The organism is Tardiphaga sp. 20_F10_N6_6 (assembly GCF_052076045.1).
Lineage (GTDB): Bacteria > Pseudomonadota > Alphaproteobacteria > Rhizobiales > Xanthobacteraceae > Tardiphaga > Tardiphaga robiniae.
On sequence record NZ_CP197239.1, the window covers coordinates 3203454 to 3228966 of the forward strand.

26 protein-coding genes and 1 tRNA gene are annotated in these 25513 nt (G+C 62.4%); 16 read left to right on the forward strand and 11 right to left on the reverse strand.

Annotated features, from left to right (window positions below; translation table 11 throughout):
- Positions 1 to 43: 43 nt before the first annotated feature.
- The gene (locus AB7813_RS15470) at positions 44 to 529 is read right to left on the reverse strand and encodes a MarR family winged helix-turn-helix transcriptional regulator (protein WP_374725612.1); all 486 of its coding nucleotides are present in this window, start codon (positions 527 to 529) and stop codon (positions 44 to 46) included.
- Positions 530 to 616: 87 nt separating this feature from the next.
- Between AB7813_RS15470 and AB7813_RS15475 the strand changes: the two genes are divergently transcribed.
- From AB7813_RS15475 to AB7813_RS15495, 5 genes are all read left to right on the forward strand, one after another.
- Complete coding sequence (locus AB7813_RS15475; RefSeq protein WP_439084083.1) at positions 617 to 1402, forward strand: SDR family NAD(P)-dependent oxidoreductase; 786 nt, start codon at positions 617 to 619, stop codon at positions 1400 to 1402.
- 339 nt (positions 1403 to 1741) lie between these two features.
- Entirely contained in the window at positions 1742 to 2941 is a 1200-nt protein-coding gene (locus AB7813_RS15480; RefSeq protein WP_439084081.1) for an ABC transporter substrate-binding protein, read from the forward strand.
- A gap of 21 nt (positions 2942 to 2962) precedes the next feature.
- On the forward strand, positions 2963 to 3820 hold the full coding sequence (locus tag AB7813_RS15485) for a branched-chain amino acid ABC transporter permease (protein ID WP_439084079.1): 858 nt from the start codon (positions 2963 to 2965) through the stop codon (positions 3818 to 3820).
- Positions 3820 to 5619 (forward strand): branched-chain amino acid ABC transporter ATP-binding protein/permease, encoded by a 1800-nt coding sequence (locus tag AB7813_RS15490; RefSeq protein WP_439084077.1) that lies wholly within the window; start codon positions 3820 to 3822, stop codon positions 5617 to 5619. The genes AB7813_RS15485 and AB7813_RS15490 overlap by 1 nt, the downstream gene beginning before the upstream one ends.
- On the forward strand, positions 5600 to 6343 hold the full coding sequence (locus tag AB7813_RS15495; protein WP_439084075.1) for an ABC transporter ATP-binding protein: 744 nt from the start codon (positions 5600 to 5602) through the stop codon (positions 6341 to 6343). Before AB7813_RS15490 ends, AB7813_RS15495 begins: the two co-directional genes overlap by 20 nt.
- Before the next feature lie 150 nt (positions 6344 to 6493).
- Here AB7813_RS15495 and AB7813_RS15500 read toward each other — a convergent pair whose 3' ends face one another.
- Both AB7813_RS15500 and AB7813_RS15505 read right to left on the reverse strand, forming a co-directional pair.
- A complete protein-coding gene (locus AB7813_RS15500) occupies positions 6494 to 7270 on the reverse strand; it encodes a cyclase family protein (protein WP_439084073.1) in 777 nt (258 codons plus the stop codon).
- Between the two features lie 146 nt (positions 7271 to 7416).
- Positions 7417 to 8415, reverse strand: a complete 999-nt coding sequence (locus tag AB7813_RS15505; RefSeq protein WP_439084071.1) for a fumarylacetoacetate hydrolase family protein — start codon at positions 8413 to 8415, stop codon at positions 7417 to 7419.
- 120 nt (positions 8416 to 8535) lie between these two features.
- Between AB7813_RS15505 and AB7813_RS15510 the strand changes: the two genes are divergently transcribed.
- From AB7813_RS15510 to AB7813_RS15530, 5 genes are read left to right on the forward strand one after another with little or no spacing between them, the layout of a single operon-like run.
- Positions 8536 to 9462 (forward strand): ABC transporter substrate-binding protein, encoded by a 927-nt coding sequence (locus AB7813_RS15510; protein ID WP_439084063.1) that lies wholly within the window; start codon positions 8536 to 8538, stop codon positions 9460 to 9462.
- Between the two features lie 10 nt (positions 9463 to 9472).
- Positions 9473 to 10171: a GntR family transcriptional regulator gene (locus tag AB7813_RS15515; RefSeq protein ID WP_093757086.1), complete on the forward strand. Its 699-nt coding sequence runs from the start codon at positions 9473 to 9475 to the stop codon at positions 10169 to 10171.
- Positions 10172 to 10176: 5 nt separating this feature from the next.
- Complete coding sequence (locus AB7813_RS15520) at positions 10177 to 10983, forward strand: ABC transporter ATP-binding protein (protein WP_439084057.1); 807 nt, start codon at positions 10177 to 10179, stop codon at positions 10981 to 10983.
- Positions 10980 to 11744, forward strand: a complete 765-nt coding sequence (locus AB7813_RS15525; RefSeq protein ID WP_093757088.1) for an ABC transporter permease — start codon at positions 10980 to 10982, stop codon at positions 11742 to 11744. The genes AB7813_RS15520 and AB7813_RS15525 overlap by 4 nt, the downstream gene beginning before the upstream one ends.
- Positions 11741 to 12508: an ABC transporter permease gene (locus AB7813_RS15530; RefSeq protein WP_439084055.1), complete on the forward strand. Its 768-nt coding sequence runs from the start codon at positions 11741 to 11743 to the stop codon at positions 12506 to 12508. The genes AB7813_RS15525 and AB7813_RS15530 overlap by 4 nt, the downstream gene beginning before the upstream one ends.
- A 149-nt stretch (positions 12509 to 12657) precedes the next feature.
- Here the strand turns inward: AB7813_RS15530 and pgm are convergent, their stop codons facing one another.
- Together pgm and AB7813_RS15540 are read right to left on the reverse strand one after the other, a co-directional pair.
- On the reverse strand, positions 12658 to 14307 hold the full coding sequence (gene pgm / locus AB7813_RS15535; protein ID WP_439084053.1) for a phosphoglucomutase (alpha-D-glucose-1,6-bisphosphate-dependent): 1650 nt from the start codon (positions 14305 to 14307) through the stop codon (positions 12658 to 12660).
- A 302-nt stretch (positions 14308 to 14609) separates the two neighbouring features.
- Complete coding sequence (locus AB7813_RS15540; protein WP_441228239.1) at positions 14610 to 15383, reverse strand: Crp/Fnr family transcriptional regulator; 774 nt, start codon at positions 15381 to 15383, stop codon at positions 14610 to 14612.
- Between the two features lie 151 nt (positions 15384 to 15534).
- Between AB7813_RS15540 and AB7813_RS15545 the strand changes: the two genes are divergently transcribed.
- Positions 15535 to 15912 (forward strand): hypothetical protein, encoded by a 378-nt coding sequence (locus tag AB7813_RS15545; RefSeq protein WP_439084050.1) that lies wholly within the window; start codon positions 15535 to 15537, stop codon positions 15910 to 15912.
- 52 nt (positions 15913 to 15964) lie between these two features.
- Here AB7813_RS15545 and AB7813_RS15550 read toward each other — a convergent pair whose 3' ends face one another.
- Positions 15965 to 18358, reverse strand: coding sequence for a calcium-binding protein (locus AB7813_RS15550; RefSeq protein WP_439084048.1), 2394 nt, complete (start codon positions 18356 to 18358; stop codon positions 15965 to 15967).
- Positions 18359 to 18896: 538 nt separating this feature from the next.
- Between AB7813_RS15550 and AB7813_RS15555 the strand changes: the two genes are divergently transcribed.
- The gene (locus AB7813_RS15555; protein WP_439084046.1) at positions 18897 to 19055 is read left to right on the forward strand and encodes a hypothetical protein; all 159 of its coding nucleotides are present in this window, start codon (positions 18897 to 18899) and stop codon (positions 19053 to 19055) included.
- Positions 19056 to 19073: 18 nt separating this feature from the next.
- On the opposite strand, the gene AB7813_RS15560 is transcribed toward AB7813_RS15555, so the two are convergent.
- From AB7813_RS15560 to AB7813_RS15575, 4 genes are all read right to left on the reverse strand, one after another.
- Complete coding sequence (locus tag AB7813_RS15560; protein ID WP_439084044.1) at positions 19074 to 19982, reverse strand: LysR family transcriptional regulator; 909 nt, start codon at positions 19980 to 19982, stop codon at positions 19074 to 19076.
- 16 nt (positions 19983 to 19998) lie between these two features.
- On the reverse strand, positions 19999 to 21507 hold the full coding sequence (locus AB7813_RS15565; RefSeq protein ID WP_309943462.1) for a tripartite tricarboxylate transporter permease: 1509 nt from the start codon (positions 21505 to 21507) through the stop codon (positions 19999 to 20001).
- A 15-nt stretch (positions 21508 to 21522) separates the two neighbouring features.
- A complete protein-coding gene (locus tag AB7813_RS15570; RefSeq protein ID WP_439084042.1) occupies positions 21523 to 22008 on the reverse strand; it encodes a tripartite tricarboxylate transporter TctB family protein in 486 nt (161 codons plus the stop codon).
- 82 nt (positions 22009 to 22090) lie between these two features.
- Positions 22091 to 23050 carry a tripartite tricarboxylate transporter substrate binding protein gene (locus AB7813_RS15575; RefSeq protein ID WP_309943894.1) on the reverse strand — a complete coding sequence of 320 codons (960 nt, stop codon included), beginning with the start codon at positions 23048 to 23050 and terminating at the stop codon, positions 22091 to 22093.
- A gap of 118 nt (positions 23051 to 23168) precedes the next feature.
- On the opposite strand from AB7813_RS15575, the gene AB7813_RS15580 reads away from it, so the two are divergent.
- The 4 genes from AB7813_RS15580 (at position 23169) to AB7813_RS15595 (ending at position 24623) form a co-directional block, all read left to right on the forward strand.
- On the forward strand, positions 23169 to 23447 hold the full coding sequence (locus AB7813_RS15580) for a hypothetical protein (RefSeq protein WP_147421568.1): 279 nt from the start codon (positions 23169 to 23171) through the stop codon (positions 23445 to 23447).
- Entirely contained in the window at positions 23444 to 23866 is a 423-nt protein-coding gene (locus AB7813_RS15585) for a VOC family protein (RefSeq protein ID WP_093757095.1), read from the forward strand. Before AB7813_RS15580 ends, AB7813_RS15585 begins: the two co-directional genes overlap by 4 nt.
- Positions 23867 to 23886: 20 nt before the next feature.
- Positions 23887 to 24366, forward strand: coding sequence for a VOC family protein (locus tag AB7813_RS15590; protein WP_439084040.1), 480 nt, complete (start codon positions 23887 to 23889; stop codon positions 24364 to 24366).
- Positions 24367 to 24546: 180 nt separating this feature from the next.
- Positions 24547 to 24623 (forward strand) — tRNA-Met (locus AB7813_RS15595).
- A gap of 107 nt (positions 24624 to 24730) precedes the next feature.
- On the opposite strand, the gene AB7813_RS15600 is transcribed toward AB7813_RS15595, so the two are convergent.
- On the reverse strand, positions 24731 to 25456 hold the full coding sequence (locus AB7813_RS15600) for a GntR family transcriptional regulator (RefSeq protein ID WP_374725611.1): 726 nt from the start codon (positions 25454 to 25456) through the stop codon (positions 24731 to 24733).
- Positions 25457 to 25513: the final 57 nt, after the last annotated feature.

A 25513-nucleotide genomic window follows, 5' to 3' on the forward strand; every position in this document is an offset into this window, starting at 1 on the left:
ACCAGTCAAGCCGGTCGAGTGTGCCGGATTCGACTGTAGCGGTTCAAGACCGCCTGGCCAATGTCCGGTCCGGCGTCTGTGCGTCTGCCAGCCGATGCGCTTCCAGCGCCTCGGCATAGAGCGCGAGACCTTCGGCCACCTTCTGACGCTGGGCCGGGGCCAGTTGCTGCAAGGCATTGGTGACCTGCCGCTGCCCATAGGCCTCGATCGCCTCGCGGGTCCGCCGCCCCTTGGCCGTCAGCAACAGCCGCTTGACGCGGCCGTCGCCGGCACTGGCGGCTTCCTTCAATTCGCCCGCGTCGATCAGCTTGCGGATCATCCGGCTGACGCTGGATTTCTCCAGGCCGAGAAACGCCGATAATTCGACCGCGGTCATCGCCTCGCGCGCGCCGATCTCGAGCAGCGTATGCACCGCCGATGGCGGATAGTCGGTCGCTGCAACCGTTGCCTGCATGAAACCGAGTTCGCGCACCATCAGACGCGACGCGGCGCGGATGTGATCAATCAAATCGGCGTCAATATCGGACAATCGCAGGCTCCTTGACGATAGTTGCATGATACAACTATATTGCTGACGACGACGACCGTGTTAGCACGATCCGTGCAAGGAATGACCATGACAACCCGCGCTGCCCAGTTCCGCCCCCGCGACCGCATGGCCGGACGCATCTGCCTCGTGACCGGCGGCGGCACCGGCATCGGCCGGGCGGCCGCGCTGCTGATGGCGCAGGAAGGCGCAGCTGCGGTGGTGATCGCAGGCCGTCGCGAGGCCGAGGGACAGGCCGCGGCCGACGACTGCAGCCGGTTCGGCGCCAAGACACTGTTCGTGCGCACCGATGTGACCGAGGAGGCCGAGGTCGCCAGCCTGGTGCAGGCTGTGATGTCCCGTTTCGGGCGGCTCGACGTGGCCTTCAACAATGCCGGCTATCAGGAACGACGCGCGCCGATCGAGCAGCAGACCAGCGCGGTCTATGACACCGTGTTCGATGCCAATGTCCGCTCGGTGTTTCTTGGCCTGAAGCATCAGATCCAGGCCATGGAACTGAATGGCGGCGGCCGCATCGTCATCAATGCCTCGGTGAGCGGCATCCGCAATCCCAATCCCGGCCTCGCGCTATATTCCGCATCGAAAGCGGCGGTGATCTCGCTGATGCGTTCGGCAGCGATGGAATGCGGGCCGCGCGGCATCCGCATCAATGCGGTGGCACCGGGCCGCGTCGTCACCGACATGATGCTGGCCTCGGGGATCGCCGACATGTCGGCTGTGGCCGCCGGCCTTCCGATCCGGCGTATGGGACAGCCGCATGAAGTGGCCGAAGCCGTGGTGTGGCTCGCCTCCGACGATGCCGGCTACATCGTCGGCCATGTGCTATCAGCAGATGGCGGCTTCAGCGCGACCTGACGACAGTCACGCATCATTGCGTTGCAACAGACGAGCGAGACTGCAGAGCAGCACCGTGTGACTTGCAACGGCCAGGCCCTTGGCAACGTCCCTGCCATCGTCAAAGATCACAAGCCGATTGCCAAAGCCACCGCGACAGGTCAGCCTGAGGCGATGGAGATGGATCTGCGCGTCGCGCTCTGCCACCGCGCAACATCGGCATAAGTCATGACGATCCGGAGTATCTGACCGACCAACGACATCACCCACACACATCATCCGGCAGTGACCGGGCGGACGAAACGGATGCCTGCATCAATGACAGGCACCGCAAAGGGAAAACACAGGGAGGAAGTCAAGATGAGCATTTCTCGTCGTGGAATTCTGTTGGGCGGCGCCGGCGCACTCGGCGCAGCAAGCTTTCCACTCGCACGTCCCGCCATTGCGCAATCGTCCGAACCGATCAAGATCGGCTGGCTCGCCGCCATGACCGGACCGAGTTCGGCGCCGACCGTCGGCTTCAACCGCGGCGTCACGTTCGCCACGGAAGCCATCAATGCCGCTGGCGGCGTCAAGGGCCGCAAGATCGAGATCATCACGCGCGACACCCAGGGCGATCCGACCAAGGCCGTCAACGCGACGCAGGAACTGATCAGCCAGGCCAAGGTCCATGCGATCTGGGGGCCGGTGAATTCCGGCGAGGCGCTGGCCACGACGCCATTGATGGCGCGCGCCAGGATGCCCGACCTGCATCCTTGCGTCGTCGATACGCTGATCGACCCCGCGAAATTCCCCGCTGCGTTTCGTATCGCGCCGTCCAACGGCCAGTGGGACGACGCTGTCAGGAACTACTGTCTCAAGGTGCTGAAAGTCAGCAAGATCGCCGTGATCGGCGACACCACCGGCTACGGCGTCACCGCGGTAAAAGCCTCGGTCGAAGCCTTCAAGAAAGACGGCGCGGATGTCGTCTACAGCGCCAATATCGACGCGACACAGCCCGACATGACGCCGGACATGCTGCGCGCCAAGAATGCCGCTGCGCAGGTCATCGTGGTATGGAGTGTGTCCACCGGCATGGAAGCGCGCATGTTCAACACCCGCGCATCGATGAACTGGGACGTTGCCTTTGTCGGCCATCCGTCGCTGGCATCCGGCGAACTCGCCAGCCTGATCGAGAAGCCTGCCAACTGGGAGAAGGTCTACGCCATCGGCTACAAGAGCTGCAGCTATGATTCAGCCGGCAAACTGCCTGCGAAGAGCCAGGATCTCGTCGATCGCCTGAACAAGGCCAAGGTGCCGCTGAACGACACGCTGCTGTGGTGGATCGCCGGCGGGATCGACGCGGTCGAGCTGATCGCTAGGGCTGTCGAAGCCAGCGGATCGACCGACAGCGAGGGCATCGTCAAATACTGGAACTCGCTGACCAAATATCCCGGCTATTTCGGCAACTACTCGTTCTCTCCCACCCAGCATAACGGCTATCCGACCGACGAGATCGTCATGTCGGAAGCGCGTTCGGCCAAGAACGGCACCTTCGCCCTCGCCCCCGGCTACTCGTAAGCCGGCGCGAGGACGACACACATGCTCGGCTCGATCATAGCTTCAGGCCTCGCGGCGGGCGCAATCTATGCGCTCGTCGGCATCACCTACAACACGATGTTCTCGACCTCGCGGGTGATGAGCTTCACCGCCGGACAGCTCGCCATGCTTGGCGGGGTGTTCGGTTCGCTGTTCATGCTGAAAATGGGGATGCCTACCCTGATCGGCTTCGCCCTGACGCTGGTCGCCTGTGCGATCATCGGCGTTATCACCGAATTCGTCGCGGTGCGGCCGGTGCTCAAAAGCCTGGAGCAGCATCTCTACGTGCTGTCGACGCTGGCGCTGGCACTGATGATCCAGCAGGTCACCGCGATCAAATGGGGCACCGAGCCGCAGCCCTTCCCGCGCATCGTCGGTCTCGGCACCGGCGTGTGGGACGAAAAATTCTGGCTGCCGGTGGTGGCCTGCGGCCTCACCATCTTGGGCCTCGAATATCTCTATCGCCGCACGCTGGTCGGCCATGCCTTCATGGCGATCGCGGAGGATAATTTTGCGGCCCGCGCGCTCGGCCTGCCCGAGCGTAACCTGCGCGTAGCGAGCTATGCCCTCGCCGGCGTGATTGGCGGCGTGGCGGGTTTCGCCGGCGGCGAACTGATGCTGGCCTTCTTCGCCAATGGCGCGCTGCTGAATTTCTACGGCTTCGTGCCAGTGGCGCTCGGCGGCCTCGGCAATAATCGCGGCGCGCTGATCGGCGGCCTCGCGCTCGGCCTGTTCCAGCAGGCGGCGAATTTCCTGGTCGGCGGCATCTTCTCGTCGGTCGCGGTGTTCGCGATCTTCATCATCGTGTTGCTGGCAGCGCCCTCGGGCCTGTTCGGCTCCGCAACGGCGCGGAGGGTGTGATGACGGCAATCACCGATATCCCGACATCGCGCGAGACCACGACCAGACACTCCGTATTGCCGGCACTGCTGCCGTTTCTCGGCGTGTTCGCGCTGGCGATGATCCTGCCCTTTGTCAGCAACGACTACTGGGCGCTGATCGGCACCCGCGCCGCGATCTACTGGGTGCTGGTGGCCGGGCTCAATCTCGTGGTCGGTTTCGCCGGCCATCTCGCCATCGGCTATGTGGCGCTGCTGACGCTCGGCGCCTACACAACCAGCGTGCTCGCTGCCGGCAACGTGTTGCCGCCCGTCCCGATCTATGGCGCGCTGATCATTGCAAGCTGCGTTGGCGCGGTGTTCGGCGTCATCGTCGGCCTGCCGGCGATGCGGCTGCGCACATTCTATTTCGCCATGACCACGCTCGGCTTCGCCACCATCGTCACTCAGATCGCGCTGGCCTGGCAGAGCGTGACCGGCGGCGGCATCGGCATTGTCGGCCCGGAATTCTCCGCGCCGTTCAACACGCCCTGGGGTTTCTATTATCTGTGCATCGGCTTCGCAGCCGTGGCGACCTGGCTCAGCGCCAATATCGCCTATAGCCGGTTCGGCCGCGCGCTGATTGCGATCCGCGATGCGGATGTGGCGGCGGAAGCCACCGGCATCTCCAAGCCGAAGCTGCTGGTGTCGATCTTCCTGCTCGCCGGCGCCATGGCGGCCTTTGCCGGCGGATTGTTCGCCAGCCTGCAGACTTACATCACGCCGGACGCCTTCACCTTCGATCTCTCGGTGCTGTTTTTCATCGCCATCCTGATCGGCGGCCGCGGCTCGATCTTGGGCCCGATGCTCGGCACCATCATCCTCACTATCCTGCCGGAGATCGCAGCACCGCTCGCAGCGTGGTCGACCTTTCTCTATGCGGTGCTGCTGCTCTTGATCGTGCTGGTGATGCCCGGCGGCATCGCGGCGCTGCTGGATTTCAAGAGCCGCCGGCCGCTTGCCAGCAACCGCGCCATCGTGCCGCGCATCGCCGGGCTGTCGGAGGTCCTGCGCAAGACGGCAACTACCAAGACTCTTACGTTGCGTGATGTCGTCCTGACCTTCGGCAATGTGCGGGCCATCGACGGCCTCGATCTCGATGTGAAACCCGGCCAGATCCACGGCCTGATCGGGCCCAACGGCTCCGGCAAGACCACCACGCTGAATGTGATCTCCGGCTACTACGCCGCCAAGGGCGGCACCATCACGCTCGGCGATGACGCGCTACCACCGGGCATGCCGGAACTGCGCGCCGGCAAAGGCATCGCCCGCACCTTCCAGACGCCGCGCGTGATCGGCGAAGCCTCGGTGCTTGAGAATGTGATGGTCGGCGGCACCATCGAGGGCGAAGCGACATTCGCCGAGGCGCTGCTGTCGCTGCCACGGCATCATCGCGACGAACGCAAGCTGACCGCACAGGCGCGTGCGATGCTCGGCGTCGTCGGGCTGGAGGCGCTGGCCGATGTCCGCGCCGATCGCCTGCAGCACAGCGAGTTGCGCTTCATCGAGATCGCGAGGGCCTTGATGCTGCAGCCGGACTTCCTGCTGCTGGACGAACCCGCCGCAGGCCTCTCCAGCGACGAAATCACGCGACTCGGCACGCTGATCAAGGCGATCAGCCGCCGCGGCACCGGCGTACTCTTGGTGGAACATCACGCCGACCTGATCTTCGACATCTGCGATCAGGTCACGGTGTTGAACCTCGGCAAGATCCTCGCCGCCGGCACCCCCGCCGAAATCCGCGTTCACAAGGAGGTCGTCAGTGCTTACCTCGGAGGCTGAACCGCTGCTCAGAGTTACCGCGCTGGAATCCGGCTACGGCAAGATCCGCGTGCTCCATGGCATCGACCTGCATATCTCCGCCGGCGAAGTGGTCACATTGCTCGGCCCCAACGGCGCCGGCAAGTCGACGCTGCTGCGCGCCATCTCTGGCCTGTTGCCGGTCAATGGGGCGAGCGTTCGCTTCGATGGCCGCGATATCAGCAACGGCACGCCGCGCGAGGCGGCGCGTGCCGGCCTCGTGCATGTGATCGAGGGCCACCGCGTGTTCACGCAGCAGACCGTGACCGAAAACCTGCTGCTCGCGGCCTACGACCTGCCGCGCGGCGAACGCAACGCGCGTGTCGATGAGGCGCTGTCGTTCTTTCCGGAGATTGCCGAGAAGCGCCATGAGCGCGGGGCATCACTCTCGGGCGGACAACAGCAGATGCTGGTGGTGGCACAGGGCCTCGTGCGGCGCCCGCGGCTGCTGATGCTCGACGAGCCCTCTGCAGGCCTCTCGCCGGTACTGGTCGACCGCGTGCTGACGGTGATCGCGCAATTGCAGAAACAGGGCACTGCGGTGCTGCTGGTGGAGCAGTTGGTGGAGAAAGCGCTCGCTGCGGCCAACCGCGTCTATGCGCTGTCGCAGGGACGGATCGTGCTCGAAGCTGCGACAACGGAAGCGAACCTGCCTCAGCGGCTGGAGCGGGCCTATTTCGGGCATGAGGATGCGGCGGCGGTGTAGGACAGCGCTGCTCCGCACACTCGTCATTCCGGGGCGCGAGCGCATCTTCGCGCACGCGAACCCGGAATCTCGAAGTAGTCGGGTGATGAACACGTCGGAATTCCGGGCTCGCTCGCGAAGAGCGAGCGCCCCGGAATGACAGTGTGTGGTTCACCCGTCGATAATCGCCACCGCACGCGTCCACCCCGCCGATGCTTTCTCGATCTTCACCGGGAAGCACGACACCATGAAGCCGGTGGACGGCAGCTGCTCAAGATTGTGCAGCTTCTCGAGATGGCAATAGCCGATATGACGGCCGGCCTTGTGGCCTTCCCAGATCAGGCTGGCATCTTTCGTCTCGGCATATTTCTTTGCGGTGTAGACGAACGGCGCGTCCCAGCTCCAGCCGTCGATGCCGGTCAGGCGCACGCCCCTCTCCAGCAGATACATGGTGGCCTCATAGCCCATGCCGCAGCCGGAGATGACGTAGTCCTGCTGGCCGTATTTGACGCCGGCAGAGGTGTTGACGACGACGATCTCCAGCGGGCTCAACGTATGGCCGATGCGCTTGAGCTCGTCCTCGACGTCCTTGGCCGTCGCGACATAGCCATCTGGAAAATGCCGGAAGTCGAGCTTCACGCCAGGCTGCAAACACCAGTCCAGCGGCACTTCGTCAATGGTCCATGAACGCTCGCCACGATTCATGGTGGGATGGAAATGATAGGGCGCATCGAGATGCGTGCCGTTATGGGTCGAGAGCTGCACCAGCTCCACTGCCCAGCCCTGCCCGTCCGGCAGGTCCTCGGCCTTCAGCCCGTCGAAAAACTGCAGCATCCGCGGCAGGCCCTGCTGGTGATCGACATAATTGATGGTGGGATGATTGCCCGGCGGATCGGCGGGGACGTCATTCTGCAGGGGAACGGAGATGTCGATGAGGCGACGGGACATGGGATTTCCTCGATTTTCGTTTTTTGTTTGATCCTATCGGTCGTCATTGCGAGGAGCCCTTGCGACGAAGCAATCCAGTCTGCGCTTGTTGCTTCTGGATTGCCGCGTCGCTTCGCTCCTCGCAATGACGTGGAGAGGCAGGTGCGTTACATATCCTGCCGCACCACCTTGTTCTTCAATATCCCAATCTTCTCGACCTCGAGTTCGATCTCGTCATTATGTTCGAGATACCAGCCGAGTTCGAGGCCGCAGCCGTTGCCGACGGTGCCGGAGCCGATGAATTCGCCAGGCATCAGCGTCTCGTCCTGCGTCACATGGGCGATGATCTCCTCGAAGGAGAACAACATGCCCTCGCTGGTCGAGGACGAGCGCACCTTGCCGTTGACGCGGCATTCCATCTTGAGCTTGTAGGGATCGCCGATCTCGTCCGGCGTGACGATCCACGGCCCCAGCACATTGCCGCCATCGAAACTCTTGCCCTTGGCGGGGCCGAGGCGACCTTCCATCTCGAGCCGCTGCGCGTCGCGCGCCGAGAAATCGTTGAAGATGGTGTAGCCGAAGATGTGATCCTTCGCCCTGGCCGCAGAAATATTCGCGCCCTTGTTCTTGGTGACGATGCCGAATTCGAGTTCGTAGTCCATGACCTTGCTGTAGCGCGGCCACTTCACCGTCGTATTCGTACCGCGCACGCTGAAGCGGTTGGTGATGTAGTAGATCGGCTGACGACGATAGACTTCGGGCAATTCGCCGAGCGGCTCGGCTTCGAGCCGTGCCAGTTCTTCCATGTCACCCTTCGCACGGGCAGCCAGCTTCAACTGGCCGCGCGGCGACTGCCGGATATGCAGCGGAAACGACATGCCATCGCGCATCTGCCGTGGCTCGGGCAATGGCGCGAGAATGTCTGTGCCGGCGACGGCGACCGAGAGCGACGCGTCGCTGCCGTGCTTCTCAAACAAGGCTCGCGCCACATCGAGCGCGCCTTCACCTGCATCGATCAACGCCAGCATCGATGTGAAGGCGGGATTGCCGCCATCGCGGGCCGCGGCGCCGGCGAGATCGAACAGCTTGGTATCGTTGGCGTGAGCGATACCGACCCTGGCTTGGCCATCCTGCTGGCCGCCGGCACGAAATGTCGCGAGCTTCACTGGCGTCTCCCACTTGCTTGTTCTTCGATAAAATATATGATCAAAAAAAATATCGATAAACAAGAGGCGATCGCAAAGATTGCTTCACGATCGAAAAATGCTCGGGTGAGGGAGACGACCATGACCAAGTGGACGGTGGCAGCCCTATTGGCCACACTCGCTGTGACGGGCACCGCGCATGCCCAGACCAAGCTCCAGATTGGTTGCACTGCAACAACGGACTGCGCCTCGGCGATGGTCGCGGTCGATGAAGGCATCTTCAAGAAGCACGGGCTCGATGCCGAAATGATCCCCATCGGCATCAACTCCAATATCCCGGCGGCCATTCTGTCCGGCTCGATCCAGATCGGCGGCCCGACCTCCACCGTCTTCCTGCAGGCTGCCGACGGCGGCCTCGATCTCGTCGCGGTCGCCGGCGCAACGGTGATGAGCCCGACATCGAACGCCAATATCACCGCCTTCGTGCGTAACGGCATCACGATCAAGGAGCCGAAGGATTTCATCGGCAAGAAGGTCGGCGCGCCGGGCCTCGGTGCGTTTCTTCACGTGCTGTTCGTCAAATGGCTGGTCGACAAGGGTGTCGATCCCAAGAAGGTCAATTTCGTCGAAGTAACCTTCCCGACCATGCCGGACATCATCAAGTCCGGCGGTGTCGATGCCGTGCTGACCGCCGAGCCGACGGTATCGCGCATGCTGGCGGCCGGGAGCGGCAGCATCGGCGCCCGTTACGCGTCGGAGCTCGAGCGCACAGAGCCGATCATCTTCTATGCGGCCTCGCGCGAATGGGCCGAGAAGAATCCCGACGCCGTCAGGAAATTTCGCGCTGCCATCGCCGAAGGTGCGGCGATCGTGAACAGCGACAAGGACAAGACCTCGGCCGCAATTGCCAAATTCACCAAACAGACCATCGAACTGGTGAAGGCATCGCCGCCGAACAAGTCAGAGCCGGTGCTGAAGCCCGAGCAACTGGCATGGTGGATCGACGTCATGTCCTCGCAGAAAATGCTGGAGACCAAACTCGATCTCAACAAACTGATTCTGAAATAGGTCAAACTGAATGGCGGGCCAGCCCCTTAGCAGTACAATCGATGTATCCGGCTCGGATACGCTGAGCGAGCGTGCAGCGACATTGCTCCAGCATGACATCATTGCCGGCAATCTCGCGCCAGGCACGCGGCTTGGCATCGTCGATCTCGTGCAGCGTTACGAGATCGGCGCCACGCCGATGCGCGAAGGACTGTCGCGCCTGATCTCACGCGGCCTGATTATCGGTATCGGCCAGCGCGGTTTCCGCGTCGCCGACATCAGCCGGGAGGATCTGGCCGACATCACACGAATGCGTAGCGTGGTGGAGATGGAGGCGCTGCGGCTGGCCATCGAGCATGGCGACGATGCCTGGGAGGCTGGCATCCTCGGCGCGCTTCACCAGATGCGCAGGCATATCGACCGTACCGGCGATGAATTCCGCGAAGGCGCGCCGGATTTCGACAAGCTCCATAAGGGATTTCACACCGCATTGCTGGCAGCCTGCAATTCGAAGCGCCTGCTCTCGGCGCATTCGGAACTTTACGATCAGGCCTATCGCTACCGCAGGGTGATGATGCGCGGCTTCGACAGCGGCAGCCGCTTTGTCGCAGCCCATCAGCTTCTGGCCGATCGCGTGCTTGCGCGCGAAACCGGTCCTGCGCAGGCTATGCTGACGTCGCATCTGCACTCGACGCTCGCTTTCGTCTATCCGCCCGGACAGGGAGATTGAGCGCGATGACATCCATTGCCCTCCGCAAGGACACCCCACCGGCCCAACTCGAAAAGTCGCAGATCGCGTTTTCCCATGTCACGCTGGATCTCGGCGGCAAGACGATCATCGAAAACGTCAGCCTCGACGTGAAGCCCGGCGAGTTCCTCTGCATCATCGGTGCTTCCGGCTGCGGCAAGACCACGGCGCTTCGCCTCGCCGCCGGCCTGTACCAACCGACATCCGGACAGGTCAGCTTCGACGGCGAACCCATGCGCGCGCCGCGGCGCGACGTCGCCATCGTGTTTCAGGATTACGGCAAGGCACTGCTGCCATGGCGCACCGCCGCCGGCAATGTCGCGCTGGCGCTGGAAACCATCGGCATGCCCAAGGCCCAGCGCCCGGCCCGCATCGACGAGTTGCTGAGGAAAGTCGGGCTGCCCCATCACGCCGCGAAATATCCTGCCGAGATGTCCGGCGGCATGCAGCAGCGGCTGCAGATCGCACGATGTCTGGCGCAGGAACCGAAAGCGCTGCTGATGGACGAGCCGTTCGGCGCGCTTGATGCCATGACGCGGCAGGGCCTGCAGGACGAGGTCCTGTCGCTGCTCGATGCCAGCAAGGCCACGGTGATCTTCGTCACCCACGATCTCGAAGAGGCCATTTATCTCGGCGACCGCGTGGTGGGCCTGCTGCCGCATCCCGGCCGCATCGGCATCGATCTCAAGATCAACCTGCCGCGCCCGCGCGATCAGTTGACCACGCGCGAGAACCCGGAATTCCTGCGGCTGCGCCGCGAATTGTTCGACTTCATCAAGGCATCGGAAGCATGAGATCCGAGCGCCTGAAAGCGGCGATCCTTCCGATGAGCCTGCTCATCGTGCTGGAAATCTGGGCGCGTTCCGTCGATATCCACAGCGATGCATTGGCACCGCCGAGCGCCGTGGTGCTGGCGCTGTTTCAGGCGTTCGGCGACGGCTCGATCCTGGCGGCGACGCGCGACACGTTGGCTTCGGCCTTTGCCGGCCTCGTGGTCGGCGGCGCCATCGGCCTGTTCCTCGGAATTGCACTCGGTATCTTCCAGCCGCTGGATCGGCTGATGGAAGTCACCATCGAATCCCTGCGGCCGATCCCCTCCATCGCGCTGCTACCGATCGCCCTGATCGCGCTCGGCTTCGGCTATCGCATGGAAATTGTGATCGTCGCCTTTGCCTGTGTGTGGCCGATCCTGATCCTCAGCCGCGCTGCGGTGCGCAGCATCGAGCCACGACTGATCGAAGTCTCCCGCGCGCTGCGGCTGTCGCCAGGCGACCGCGTCCGCAAGATCATCATTCCTGCGGCACTGCCGCGCATCTTTCTCGCCTTCCGCCTCGCGGCCGGCATCGCGCTGATCGTCGCGGTGACCGTGGAAATCGCGATCAATCCCATCGGGCTCGGCGCCGGAATCATGATTGCGCAGCAAGCGTTGCGCCCGGACCTGATGCTCGCTTATCTGCTGTGGATCGGCCTGATCGGCTATGCGCTCAATGCCGGATTGCTGGCAGCGCAGCAGCATCTGTTTGGCCCCGCAGCGCTGGCGGGAGAAGTCCGATGAACTGGGCACTCACCCTCTGGCGCCTTGCCAGCTTCGCCGTGGCTGCAGGCCTGATCGCGCTGTGGCAGTTGATCGCCAATCTGAAACTGGTCTCGCCGGTGTTCCTGCCGGGCCCCGATCGCGCCTGGGCCGCGCTGATGCGCGGCTTCAGCAATGGCACGTTGCTGGACAAGACGATCGGCACTCTCGAACACATGTTCTATGGCTGGCTGGTCGCATCGGTCGTCGGCATCGCACTCGGCGCCATGATCGGCTCGTCCAAGGCGATGCGCAGCTATGTCGCCCCGTCGCTGGAGTTCCTGCGGCCACTGCCAGTATCGGCGATCATTCCCGTCGCCATCGCCCTGTTCGGGCTGACCCAGGGCATGGCACTCTTCGTCATCGCTTTCGGCGCGATCTGGCCGATGCTGCTTGCGACCGTTCACGGCTTCGGCGCAGTAGAGCCGCGTCTCTATGAGGTCGCGCGCTCGTTGCACATGTCGCGCCTCGCGGTGATCTTCAAGATAGCTCTGCCATCTGCGAGCCCCGACATCATCTCCGGCATGCGACTCAGCCTGACCGTGTCGCTGATCCTGGCGGTGGTCTGCGAAATCCTCGCGGGGCTCGACGGCCTCGGCCACTGGGTGCTGCTCTCGGCGCGCGCGTTTCGTTCGGCGGATCTGTTCGCCGGCGTGATCCTCCTCGGCGTGATCGGCTATGTCACCGCGCTGGCGATGTCGCTGGTCGAGCAGCGCCTGCTGCGGTGGCGGACGAGCGGGCATTGAGAAACATACTCGTCGTTCCGGGGCGCTCGCTCTTGCGAGCGAACCCGGAACCTCATCCTGTGGCTCTCTGATCGTGCCAAGCACCATGAGGTTCCGGGTTCGCGCGTGCCGCGCGCCCCGGAACGACGAGTGTGAGGTTGCGCGTGAGGCTATTTCGCAAACACCTTCGAGATCGCCGCCTGCGCGTCGCTTTGAATCTGCTTGAGGTGATCCGCGCTGCGGAAGCTCTCGGCGTAGATCTTGTAAACGTCCTCCGTGCCCGACGGACGCGCGGCGAACCAGCCATTGGCGGTCGAGACCTTGATGCCACCGAAGGACTGGTCGTTGCCGGCCGCCTTGCTCTCGGTCTTGGTCACCGCATCGCCGGCGAGCTCGGTCATGCCGATCTGCTCCGGCGTGACCTTCTTCAGCACATTCTTCTGCTGGGGCGTGGCCGCGGCGTCGATGCGCTCGTAATAGGGCACGCCGAATTCTTGCGTGAGCTTCTCGAAACGCTGACTCGGATTCTCCTTCGTCACCGCGGTGATCTCCGCAGCGAGCAGGCCCAGAATAAGTCCGTCCTTGTCGGTGGTCCACACCGTGCCGTCCTTGCGCAGGAACGACGCGCCGGCGCTCTCCTCGCCGCCGAAGCCGAACGAGCCATCGACGAGGCCATTCACGAACCATTTAAACCCGACTGGCGTCTCGACCAGTTTGCGGCCGAGCTTGTTCACCACGCGGTCGATGATGGCGCTGGAGACGATGGTCTTGCCGACCGCCGCATCTTTGCGCCAGTTCGGGCGATGCGCGAACAGATAGTCGATGGACGCCGCCAGATAATGGTTCGGATTCATCAAGCCGCCGGTGCGGGTGACGATGCCGTGGCGGTCGGCATCGGTGTCGTTGGCGAAAGCGACGTCGAATCTGTCGCGCATGCCGATCAGCTTGGCCATCGCATAGGGCGACGAGCAGTCCATGCGGATCTTGCCGTCCCAGTCCAGCGTCATGAAGCGAAAGGTCGGATCGATCGCGGTATTCACGATGGTCGCATCGAGCTTGTAGCGCTCGATGATCGGCTGCCAGTAATGCACGCCGGCGCCGCCGAGCGGATCGATGCCGATCTTGACGCCTGATGCGCGGATCGCCTCCATGTCGACGACATCAGCGAGGTCGGTCACATAGGGCGTGATGAAATCGTAGCGTTTCACGCATTCGGATTTGCGCGCACGCGCGATCGGGATGCGCTTGACGCCGCCCATGTCGTTCTCGAGGAAGCCGTTGGCAGCTTTCTCCATGATGCCGGTGATGTCGGTATCGGCCGGGCCACCGTTCGGCGGATTATATTTGAAGCCGCCGTCTTCCGGCGGGTTGTGCGACGGCGTGACCACGACGCCATCGGCCAGACCAGACGAGCGGCCCTTGTTGTAGGTGAGGATGGCGTGGGAGATCACTGGCGTCGGCGTATAACCGTCGTCCTGGTCGATCCGCACATGCACGCCATTGGCGGCGAAGACTTCCAGCGCGCTGACCAGCGCCGGTTCAGCCAGCGCATGGGTGTCGATGCCGATGAAGAGCGGGCCGTCGATGCCGGCACCCTTGCGGTAATCGCAGATCGCCTGGCTGACCGCGAGGATGTGGTTCTCGTTGAAGGAATTGTGGAGCGCGGAGCCGCGATGGCCGGAGGTGCCGAAAGCGACGCGCTGGGCGGGGATGGAGGGATCCGGCTTGCCGACGAAATAGGCCGTCACCAGCCGAGGCACGTTGACCAGCAGGGACGGATCGATGGTTTTGCCGGCCAGCGGACTCACATGAGCAGCCATTTGTTCTCCTTCGCACACCAAGAGCCCAGACGCGGCGCAACCGTCGCCGGGGTCAGGACTCATGGCATGTTTTGAAAGACAAATCAGCTGTTTGCGAGGCGCCGTATGGATGGCTCAGGACTGCCCGAAGGTCCGGCGCGAGACCCAGGCCAGCGGCAGGGCGAAGCAGACGAACATCGTGACCACGGTGGCGGCGACCAGCATACTGTCGAAAGGCATATCTCTTCTCCTTGAGTGACGGAGAAGAGTGTGAGCGCGGCAGGACACGCTCTCCTTGAGCTGCATCAAAATGCAGCGCCGCATTACGCCGCGGCGAGCTGATCCAGCCGGTCGGTGGACAGCAGGCGCACGCCATCGGGCACCACCAGCACGGTCTTTTCCTTGGCGAGCTTGGTCAAAGTGCGGCTGACGGTTTCGATGGTCAGGCCAAGATAGTCAGCAATGTCCTGCCGGCTCATGGGCAGCGGCACGTTGACCGACATCGCGCCGATGCGGCCATAGCGCGCCTGCAGGTTCAGCAGGAAGGCGGCGACCTTCTCGTCAGCCGTGCGGCGACCGAGCAGCAACATCTGGTCCTGCGCAAGGCTGAGTTCATGGCCGGCAAATTCATGCAGGCGGCGCAGCAGATGCGGCTTGCCATCGACATAGCTGAGAAACTGGGCGCGGGAGAAACGGCAGACTCGCACCGACGTCACGGCCTCGGCGGCGACGCCATAGCGGTCCATCAGCGCAAGGCCGAGAAAGTCGCCGGGCAGCGCGAAACCGACGATCTGACGGCGGCCATCGGGCAGCGACTTGTAGAGCCGGACGATACCTTCGGTGACGTTGAACACGCTACCGGCGAGCGCGCCCTGATCGAACAGCATGGTCTTGGCCGGGAAATTCTTGACCTGGCTGAGGCGATCGAGTTCGTCGAGTTCCGCCGGTTCCAATGCGCCGCAGACGCTGAACAGGCGCACCTTGCAATCGTCGCAGCCGTTGGTGCTGCGGCCGTGCTTGCAGTCGCGCTCTCCGGCACAGGTCTCGGCCGCTGGTTCCGCGAAGGTCATGGCACTGTCCATCTTCGGTTTGGTCATATGTGGCAGGTCTTGAAAATCACTCTACACCATTTGACATGGATCAATCGTGGACGCTTTGACCCATATCAATGCCGGAACAGCCCATCCCCGCCAATTTCGCAGGCCATGCGGGAATCCGGCGATGAATGAGGAATATCAGGCGCAACCAATGACTTGGGCGGACGCTCGCGCGGCCTATCCGCTCGTCTATCTGCACGATGCCAGCGTTACGCTGGACACATGGCTGGATTTCGTGCGCCGGCGAACCGATGCCGATGGCAGCGACAACGGGCTGATCGTGATCCGCGACCGGCGCGATATCGTCCATGCGCTGTTTGCCTACCGGGTCGACCTCGACCTGCGCGGCACCAAACAACTCTGTATCGCGCAGCTGATCGTGGCCCAGATTCCCGGCTCGCAGATCGACCATGCCGTGGTCGCCTCGACCAGCCAGGTCGCGACATCATTGGGCTGCCCGAGCATCGTGATCGAGCAGCCGTTCCAACTGATGCCTGGCGCGACGACGCGGACCTCCACAGCCGCTTAGCGCGAAGGCGGCCCGCGACGCCGGTGGCGCGACAACACTCACATCGCGGACATCACAAGACGAAGTCACCTGCCTTCAAGACAGCGCTGTTCACCTGAACCGCGAAGTCGACCGCACCATCGCCATCGACATCGCCTTGAAGAAGATGATCGGCGAAGCGCAATTCGCCGGCAATATGTGTGAAAGCGGCGCTTCCGACGAAGGCGAACGCTTGATCGCCGGCCGCCTTGCTGTTGGCATCGATTGCCGACAGATCGATCCAGTCGGCCGTGTCTGCGACGATCGACGAAAAGTCGGTGATCTGATCGGCAGCTCCGGGCAGACTGTCCTGCACAGCTTTGAATACAAAACTGTCCGCGCCGGCTCCGCCGGTCAGGATGTCGGCGCCGGCCCCGCCTGTGAGCGTATCGTTGCCGCTGCCGCCATCAAGACTATCGTTTCCGCCGCCGCCATCGATCAGATCGTTCCCGCCGCCACCGGAAATGCGATTGTCTCCTGCGTCACCCGTCAGCAGGTCCATGGTCCCGCTCCCGATCAGGTTTTCGATCGAACTGAGTTTGTCGCCCTCTGCATCTCCCCATTGAATGACACCTGTCGCCAGATTGATATTCACCTGGGCGATCGACGTGCTGTAGTCCGCCGTATCGTTGCCTGCGCCACCGGCAAGCACATCGGCACCTGCGCCGCCGGCGAGGATATCGTCACCCGCATTGCCCCAAAGCTGATCATTACCGGCACTGCCGTGCAGAATGTCATTGCCCGCACCGCCGGTCAGCGCATCGTTGCCTTCGCCGCCATCCAGCACGTCATTGCCGTCGCGACCGTCCAGCACATCCTTGCCGCTGCCGCCTGACAACGTGTTGGCGGCACCGTCGCCGATCAACGTGTCGTCGAAGCGACTACCAATGACGATCTCGATCGAACTGAAACTATCACCGGCCGCATCGCCACCGCTGCCCGTACCGAGTGTCAGATCGACATGAATACCGGCAGACGATGTCTCGTAGCGCACCGTATCGATGCCGGACGCGCCGGCGAAAGCATCGGCGCCCTTGCCGCCGACGAAAATGTCATTGCCGTCACCGCCCCACATGCGGTCGTCGCCATCGCCGCCGAACAGAAAATCATTGCCCGCATCGCCGTAGAGAAAGTCGTTGCCGCCGTCGCCATGCAGGACGTCATTTCCCGCCGCGCCATGAATTGTATCGCGACCATCGCCGCCGTGAATGATATCGTTATCCGCGGTGCCGGGGAGCACGTCATCGCCCGGCGTACCATTCGTGATCGTGTTGAACGACATGATGCGGCCGTGGATGTCGTCTGCAGCCGGTCCCTGCTCAAACGAGGTCCAGGTCGCGAGAATACGTCCATCTGACAATGTCAGGAGATGCGGTCCGGTTTCCGCCAGGCCACCTGCCGAATTAACGAGGAAATCGTTGCCGATCGGGAAAGCGCCCGGAATCAGCAGGCGACCATAGAGATCACTGGCTCCTGTGACGGGATCGGTGGCGTGCCAGATGATGACGGCGCGACCATCCGGTAGCGCGGCGATCGACGGGGAATCCTGACCGCCGTCAAAATTCGCATTGACGATATTATCGGACACAACCACGGATCCGTCCGGGTTCAGCAGGCGCGCATGAATGTTGCTGTCACCATCCGGTTCCTGCGCGGTCCAGGCCACGAGAATGCGTCCATCCGCGAGAACCGCGGCAGACGCGTCGCTCTGATTGAACTGGGCCCCCGCCAGGATGCGAAAATCCGGCCCGCTCGCGCTGCCATCGGGGTTCACGAACTGGGCGGAGACGTTGTAGCGCCCCTCGTCGGGATCGTACGACCTCCATGTGACGAACGCCCGCCCGTCGGACAGCGCCGTCACCTTCGGATCATATTGCGTCCCCCAGGTGGTCGTATTCACGGTGAAATCGTCGACAGCAACGGTCCCGTCGTCGTGGAGGATCCTCCCGCGGATATCGCCAAGATATTTCGGATCCCCGCCATCCGCGGACACGTAGGTCAGCAAGATCTGGCCATCGGCAAGCGTCGTGACAGAAGGCATCTGCGGCGAAATCGCAGTTGATGAATTGACCACCATATCCGCAACGGAATGCCCCTCCGCATCGATGAGGGTGCCGCGAACTTCGGTGGCATTGTCGGCGGCGATATAGGATTGCCACGCGACAAAGGCGCGGCCGTCGGAAAGCGCGGTGACCGAAGGCGCTCCCGGATCCCCGCTACGATCGATCGTAATCTGAAAATCAGGTCCTTGAGGCGTACCGTCCGCCGACAAATAGTGGCCCTGAATTGTATGCGGCTGATGACCGCTGGCGTCCGTCGCCGTCCATGTGACAAGAATACGTCCGTCGGACAACAGCGTTTGGGTTGCGCCCGCCTGGTCATTGGCGGTGGTGGAATTGATGGGAAATTCAGGTCCGACAAACGCCATGATGCAGCCCCCACTCATTTCGCCGGAGCGTGAATCTTTAATCGGACGAATCTGCGGCTGATATTTGTCGAGCGCGCGTTGTTCGTCCTCGCATTGAATCAATTGCATCCCATCGCATGCGTTAGGCGCGGCGGCCTTGTCCGAATGCAACGCGGACGCTTGCGATCACATCGATCGCCCGCTCTGTCTCATCGCACATCGCGATATCCTGTTTTCCACACGCGGTTTGAATCGCGCGCAGCGCTGATGGCTGTGCGCGCACATGGCCACATCCTTCTTGCAGCGATCTCCTTCAATCGATGGACTGACGGCGATGCCCGGAGCCCTGCCAACTATCTGCTGCGACCTGAACGGCGTGCCGAAGGCGCAGCAGCGCGACGTCGTGCAAGACGATCGGGTGTCATTCGGCTCGGGTCGATTTAAAATCGATAAATCCGATTGCAAGCGTCAATAATATTCGTTTGTCAAAATTCATGGCAGTCCTAGGCTCGAAGGAACCGAGGAGCGATGCCGCCCCTCGATGATGCAGGAGCCGACCATGAAAACGATCATCCACCCCGACGTATCGGTCGCTCTCGCGCTGTTCGCCTTTGCTGCGGCGATCATCGCACGCCTGACAGTCAGCAAGCGTTCCCGGCACAGCGCCGATCAGATCGCGGCCATCGTGGCGACATCGGGATATCCGTCCGGCACCTAGCCGCGCCTGAGCCTCGTATCACGTCCGCCTTGCCGGACGTTTCGGCGCCCTCGCCTGCCCTGCAGGCGCGGGCTTTTTGTTGGCCGCGTCACGCGCGAGGCGATGCATGAGTGCGACTGCTTCGGCGATGATCGCATCGTCGCGATCGCCGGGATAGACGACATAGGCTGGCATCGAAAATTCCGGCGCATCGGCGACGGCATGCAGCCGCCCGGCCTTCAGCTGGGGTGCAACGATGCGGCGCGGGAAATATCCGGAGCCGCCATTCTCCAGCACATGCTGCAGCCCGAGCCAGCCGATATTGGCCGTAAGCGATGGCCCGGCGAAATCCGGAAACAGGGCCATGTGCCGCGCATAGAATTCCGGGCCCCAGTCGATATAGACGTAACCCGACTGCGGCTCCGGCGCGCTGTGCGTGCTCGTCGAGACCAGAATGAGCTGCTCATCGAACAACTGCTCGACCTTGAGGCCAGGCCGGCTCTGCGGCGTATACATCACGCCGATATCGATCCTGCCTTCGACGAGGCCCTGCATCAATTCGGCTTCGAGAGCGCTCTCGGCGCGGATCGCGATATCCGGATGTTTCGCGCGCATCAGCGGCAGCCAGTGCAGCAGATGCTCCTCCCACAGCCCAATGCGACCGCCGACGGTCAGCGTACCACTGAAGCCTTTCGCAATGCCGACATCCTGCCGCGCATGTTCCACCGTTCGCACCAGCGTGGAAGCATGCTTCTGAAACTGGCGGCCGGCGGGCGTCAGCGTCGCACCGGCCTTGTTGCGGACGAACAGCGTCACGCGCAGCAACTGCTCCAGCGTCTGGATCCGCGCGCTGACCGTGGACTGCGTGACATGGAGTTTGTCCGCCGCAGTTACGAAATTCCCGGCGCTCACAACAGCAAGGAATGTCCTGGCCAGTTCGGTGTCCATGACAAATGCCTCCCGGCTACGCGCCCTCGTCGAGCGCGACCATCTCGCGCTTCTTGCGCAGTGCAGGCAGCAGCGGCGCGATCAGCAGCACCACTGCCAGCAACAGACAGGCGGCCGAGATCGGCCGCTCGATGAAGGTCATGAGATTACCCTGCGACAAGATCAATGACTTCCGCAGATTGTTCTCCAGCAGCGGACCAAGCACAAAGGCCAGCACCAAAGGCGCGGGCTCGTAGCCAAACTTGCGCATGAAGTAGCCGATCACGCCGAAGCCGATCATGACATAGACATCGAACACATTGTTGCTGCTGCAATAAACGCCGATGATCGTGAACAGGATGATCAGCGGGAACAGCACGTTGTAAGGCAGTTTCAGCAGCTTCACCCACATGCCGATCAGCGGCAGGTTCAGCACCAGCAGCATGAGGTTGCCGATATACATGCTGGCAACGATGCCCCAGAACAATCCGGGGTTCTGGGTGATCAGCAGCGGGCCGGGCTGCAGCCCGTGAATGACGAAAGCGCCGAGCAGCAGCGCCATCACCACATTCGGCGGGATGCCGAGGGTCATGAGCGGAATGAACGCGCCGCCTGCTGCCGCGTTGTTCGCCGCTTCAGGTCCGGCAACGCCTTCGATGGCGCCATGACCGAAGCGCTCCGGATGTTTCGACAGCCGCTTCTCCAGCGCATAGGACGCAAAGGACGCGACCACGGCACCGCCGCCGGGGAGTATCCCGAGGAAGAAGCCTAAAATCGTGCCACGCCCGATCGGCCCGGCGCTGGCCTTCCAGTCTTCCTTGTTGGGCAGGAGTTGCGTGATCTTGGCATTGATGATGTCGCGCTTGATGACCTGCTCGGTGTTGAGCAGCACCTCGCCGAGCCCGAACAGACCCATCACCACGGGCACGAGACCGATGCCATCGATCAGCTCGATCCGGCCGAAGGTCAGCCGCGGCTGCGCGGTGATGCTGTCGAGGCCGATGAGGCCAAGCACGATGCCGATACAGGCCATCAGCAGCGCCTTGGCCATCGAGCCTTGTGTCAGGAAGGTCAGCACGACCAAGCCGAGCACCATCAGGCTGGCATATTCCGCGGGGCCGAAGGCAATGGCGACCGAGGCGAGCGACGGCGCCACCAGCATCAGCATCACCAGCGCAAAAGTTCCGGCGATGAAGGAGCCGAGCGCGGAGATGCCGAGCGCCGGACCGGCACGGCCCTGCTTCGCCATCTGGTGGCCGTCGATACAGGTGACGACGGAGGCGGCCTCACCGGGAATGTTGACCAGGATCGACGTGGTCGAACCGCCATACATCGAGCCGTAATAGATGCCGGCCATCATGATGATGCCGGACTCCGGCGTGCCGGACAGCGTCACCGGCAGCAGCAGCGACATCGCCGAGATCGGCCCGATGCCCGGCAGTACGCCGACCAGGGTACCGATGAAGACGCCGATGAAGCAGTAGAGAATATTGACGGGCTGCAGCGCGACACCGAAGCCGTGCATGACATTGACGAGAACATCCATGATCCGTGTTTCCCGTCAGCCGATTTCAAACATGCCCGAAGGCAACTGGATCAGCAGGCCGCGTTTCAGCACCCACCACACGCTGAGCGGCGCCAGCACCGCGAGTGGGATCGCCAGCGTCCAACGCACGGGATCGATGACGCGCAACAACACCAGCATCAGGGGGATGGTCGAGATCAGGAAGCCGAGCGGTTCAAGCGCGAAAGCGTAAGCCGAGAGAATGACGATGATCGCGCTCGGCTTGCCCCAGCTTGCGCCTTCCCATCGCGAGCCAAAGGTCGGTCCGCCTTCCGTTACCGAAGCGAGAACGATGGTGAGCGCGAAAGCGCACATCAGCAGGCCAATATAGAACAGCATGAAGCCGGAGCCGGGATCGTTGATGGTGCCGAGCTTCAGCTTGAGGCCGGAGCGAATGACGAACACGCCAAGCGCAATGCCGAGCACGCCGGTCCAGAGTTCTGAATTGTTGAGCCGGAATGGCGGGCGGGTTTGATCAGTCATCGTTTCTGTCCCGGGACATCGACATGAAATGAAGGCGCATGCGATGGACCCATCGCATGCGCCTGACGTCGTTATTCGACGATCAATTCGGCTTCTTGCCCAACCCGATTCCCTCGATCACCTTGCGCTCGGAATTGGTGACCTCGACAACGAATTTCTTGTAGTCCTCGGTGTTCTTGTAGTTCGGCACCATGTCGTATTTCGCCAGCGTCGCGATGACGGCGGGATCCTCGATGGCCTTCTTGAAGGCGTCGTGCAGCTTGGCAACGATCTTCGGATCCATGCCCTTCGGCCCGGCAATGCCGAACGGCGAGTCATAGACCATCGGATAGCCGCTCTCCTTCAGCGTTGGCGCATCCGGGAAATTCGGCGACCGCTTGTCGGTCCACACCATCAACAGACGCAGCTTGCCGGCATCGACCAGCGGCCGCCAGCCGGTGGAATCCGCCTGCAGCATGGTGTGATTGCCGAGCACGGCAGCATTGGTTTCAGCACCGCCCTTGAACGGCACCTGCGTGAGCTTGATGCCGGCCAGTGCCGCGATCTGCTCCATGCCGACATGCAGCGAGGTGCCGGTGCCCGGCGTCGCATAGGTCACCTTGCCCGGATTGGCCTTGGCAAAGTCGACCACGTCCTTCCAGGTCTTGAACTGCGATTCCGCATTGGTGGTGATGCCGAAGGTGTAGCCGGTGAGATGGATGATGTAGGAGAAATCCTTGTCCGGATTCCACGACACGTCCTGCATCAGCGGCAGACGGAACACCGTGATCGGAATCTGCGAGATGGTGTAGCCATCCGGCTTCGCAGCCGCCGCCATGGTGGCCGGGCCGACCGTGCCGCCACCGCCGCCCTTGTTGTCGATGGCAATCGGCTGACCGAGGTGTTTCGACGCCGCGTCCGCGATTGCGCGCATCGAGATGTCGGTAGAGCCACCGGCGGGCCATGGCACGATCAATGTGATCGGCTTGGTCGGATAGTCCTGCGCCTGGGCTGCACCGCTGAACATGGTGGCGGCCGCGATGAGCGCGACAGCAGCGGACATAGCAAGGCGATTGCGTTGCAACATGTGTTTCTCCCTCTGCGATTCCGGGGGTGATGCCCGGACCGGCTGTATTTTTATTGTCGTTCAGTCTAGCCCGGAACAAACCCAGGAAAAGGACATGTTCCGAACCAGGCTGCGAACGCGTCTTGCGTCTTTGGCAATCAACGATGATTTCACCGCCGCCGCAATTCGCAATCAGGATGAGCCATGCGACATTCCGTCTGCACGCGGAGATCGCCGGGCTAGAATATTGATCGCAGGGGAGAAAAATTCCGCCGGCAAAAATATCGAAAGAATTTTGGAGCCGATGTCGGATCGCGGCCGGGCCAACCGTCCTTTGCGGGACAATCGCCAAGAGAACACTCACAACGCATACCCACTGGAGTTCATCCGATGAGCAAAATGATCTTCGTCAACCTGCCCGTCACCGACCTGCCCCGCGCGGTCGCCTTCTATGAAGCGGTCGGCGCGACCAAAAACCCGCAATTCTCCGACGATACCGCCGCCTGCATGGTGTTCTCCGACACCATTCACGCGATGCTGCTGACGCACGACAAATATCGCCAGTTCACCTCGAAGAAGATCGTCGACGCGAAGACGTCGAGCGAAGTTCTGATCTGCGTCTCCGCCGACAGCCGCGACGAAGTCGATGGTCTCGTGAAGAAGGCCGTGGGTGCGGGCGGCAGCGCCGATCCGACACCCACGCAGGATTTCGGCTTCATGTATGGCCGCAGCTACGAGGATCCCGACGGTCACATCTGGGAAGTGATGTGGATGGACATGGCCGCCGCGCAATCTGCGATGGCTCAGGCCTGATCGAGAGAGGGATAGCAGCGATGTCAAAGATCTCACCCTGCATCTGGTACGAGACCGAGGCCGAGGAAGCCGCCAGGTTCTACTGCTCGCTGGTGCCCAATTCCTCCATCGATCGCGTGCAGCGCGCCCCGATCGATTATCCCGGCGGCAAAGCAGGCAACGTGCTGGTGGTCGGCTTCACGCTGGCCGGCCAAAGCTTCATTGGCCTCAATGGCGGCAGCCCCGCCACATTCAGCACGGCCGTGTCCTTCACCATCCATTGCGAAGACCAGGCCGAGGTCGATCGTGTGTGGGACGCCATTTTGACAAATGGCGGCAAGGCAAACGCCTGCGGCTGGATCAACGACCGCTGGGGCGTGCCCTGGCAGATCGTTCCCAACGGCTTCACCGAGATGCTTGCCAGCACCAACGGCGAGGGCGCCAAGCGTGCCATGACGGCCATGATGGGCATGGTCAAGCTCGATCTGGTCGCCCTGAAAAAGGCCTTCGACGGCGGCTAGACGTGGCCATAAGTGCCTGATCGGGCGGCGATAGCTGCCCGATCTCCAAATCGGCGGCCGGGTTGCGGGAACATCTATTCAGGCACCGATTTGAGGCGCTACTTTGCTTGACATCGAGTCCCTCGACTTCTTATATGCCGCGCATTCGCCGGGGGACAATTTGTCCCCTCCGGATGCCGTGGCGGGGTAGCTCAGTTGGTTAGAGCACGGGAATCATAATCCTGGGGTCGGTGGTTCGAGTCCACTCCTCGCTACCAAATTTTCTGCCTACCAAATCTTGCAGACATGTTTCCAAGGCCTTGCATGCGTCGCGATGCCTTTTTCATACCCGCAGAGGTGCTTGCTCGGCCTGCGTCCGTGCCCGCTACGATGCGGCGTCTTCGCCCTCGTGCAGTTCTGAGAAGATCTGCTTGTCCTGGAGAATGACTTCAGCGGTCTGCCTGTAATGCGCGGTGAGCAGATCCACGGCATGGTCCGCATCGCCGCTCAAAACAGCAGTCATGATCGCCTGATGCTCGTCCGTCACATGGCGTGACGGGAATGCCTTGCGGATCGACAGACGTCGATAGCGGTAGAGCTGGTCGGCGAGTTGTCCGCAGAACGCGATCAGGGACTGCGAACCGCAATTCCCGATCAAGGTGCGGTGATAGACGCGGTGCAGCCGCTCCCATTCCGGATTGTCTTCGAAGTGTTCGGCATTGAGCGAGCGCGGGGTTCGCCCGAGGCGATGTTGCGCGAGCAGAAGCTGCTCCTCCCATTGCGGCGTCGAGGCCGCCATGGATTCCCGCAGCGCCAGACTCTCGACCCAGCACCGGGTCTTGGTCAGTTCGGCCAGCTCGCTGCGGCTGATATCCGCGACATAGAATCCGCGCTGCTCGCGGCACTCCACCAGACCATCGGCGGTCAGCCGGTTGAGCGCCTCGCGGAGCGGCGTCTGACCGGTCTGATACAGCTCGGTCAGGAAACGCATCTGGAGCTTCCGGCTCGGCTCGAGCCGTCCGGACAGCAGGTCCTCCCGCAACCGGTCATAGACCGTGCTGGCCTGGGTCGAGGACGGCGGCGAAGCCAATTCCAGTGAGGTTGTGTCCACGTGCTTCAATCCCGGAATCATCTGCCTGTCGACTTCGATTTCTATACACTTTTTCTG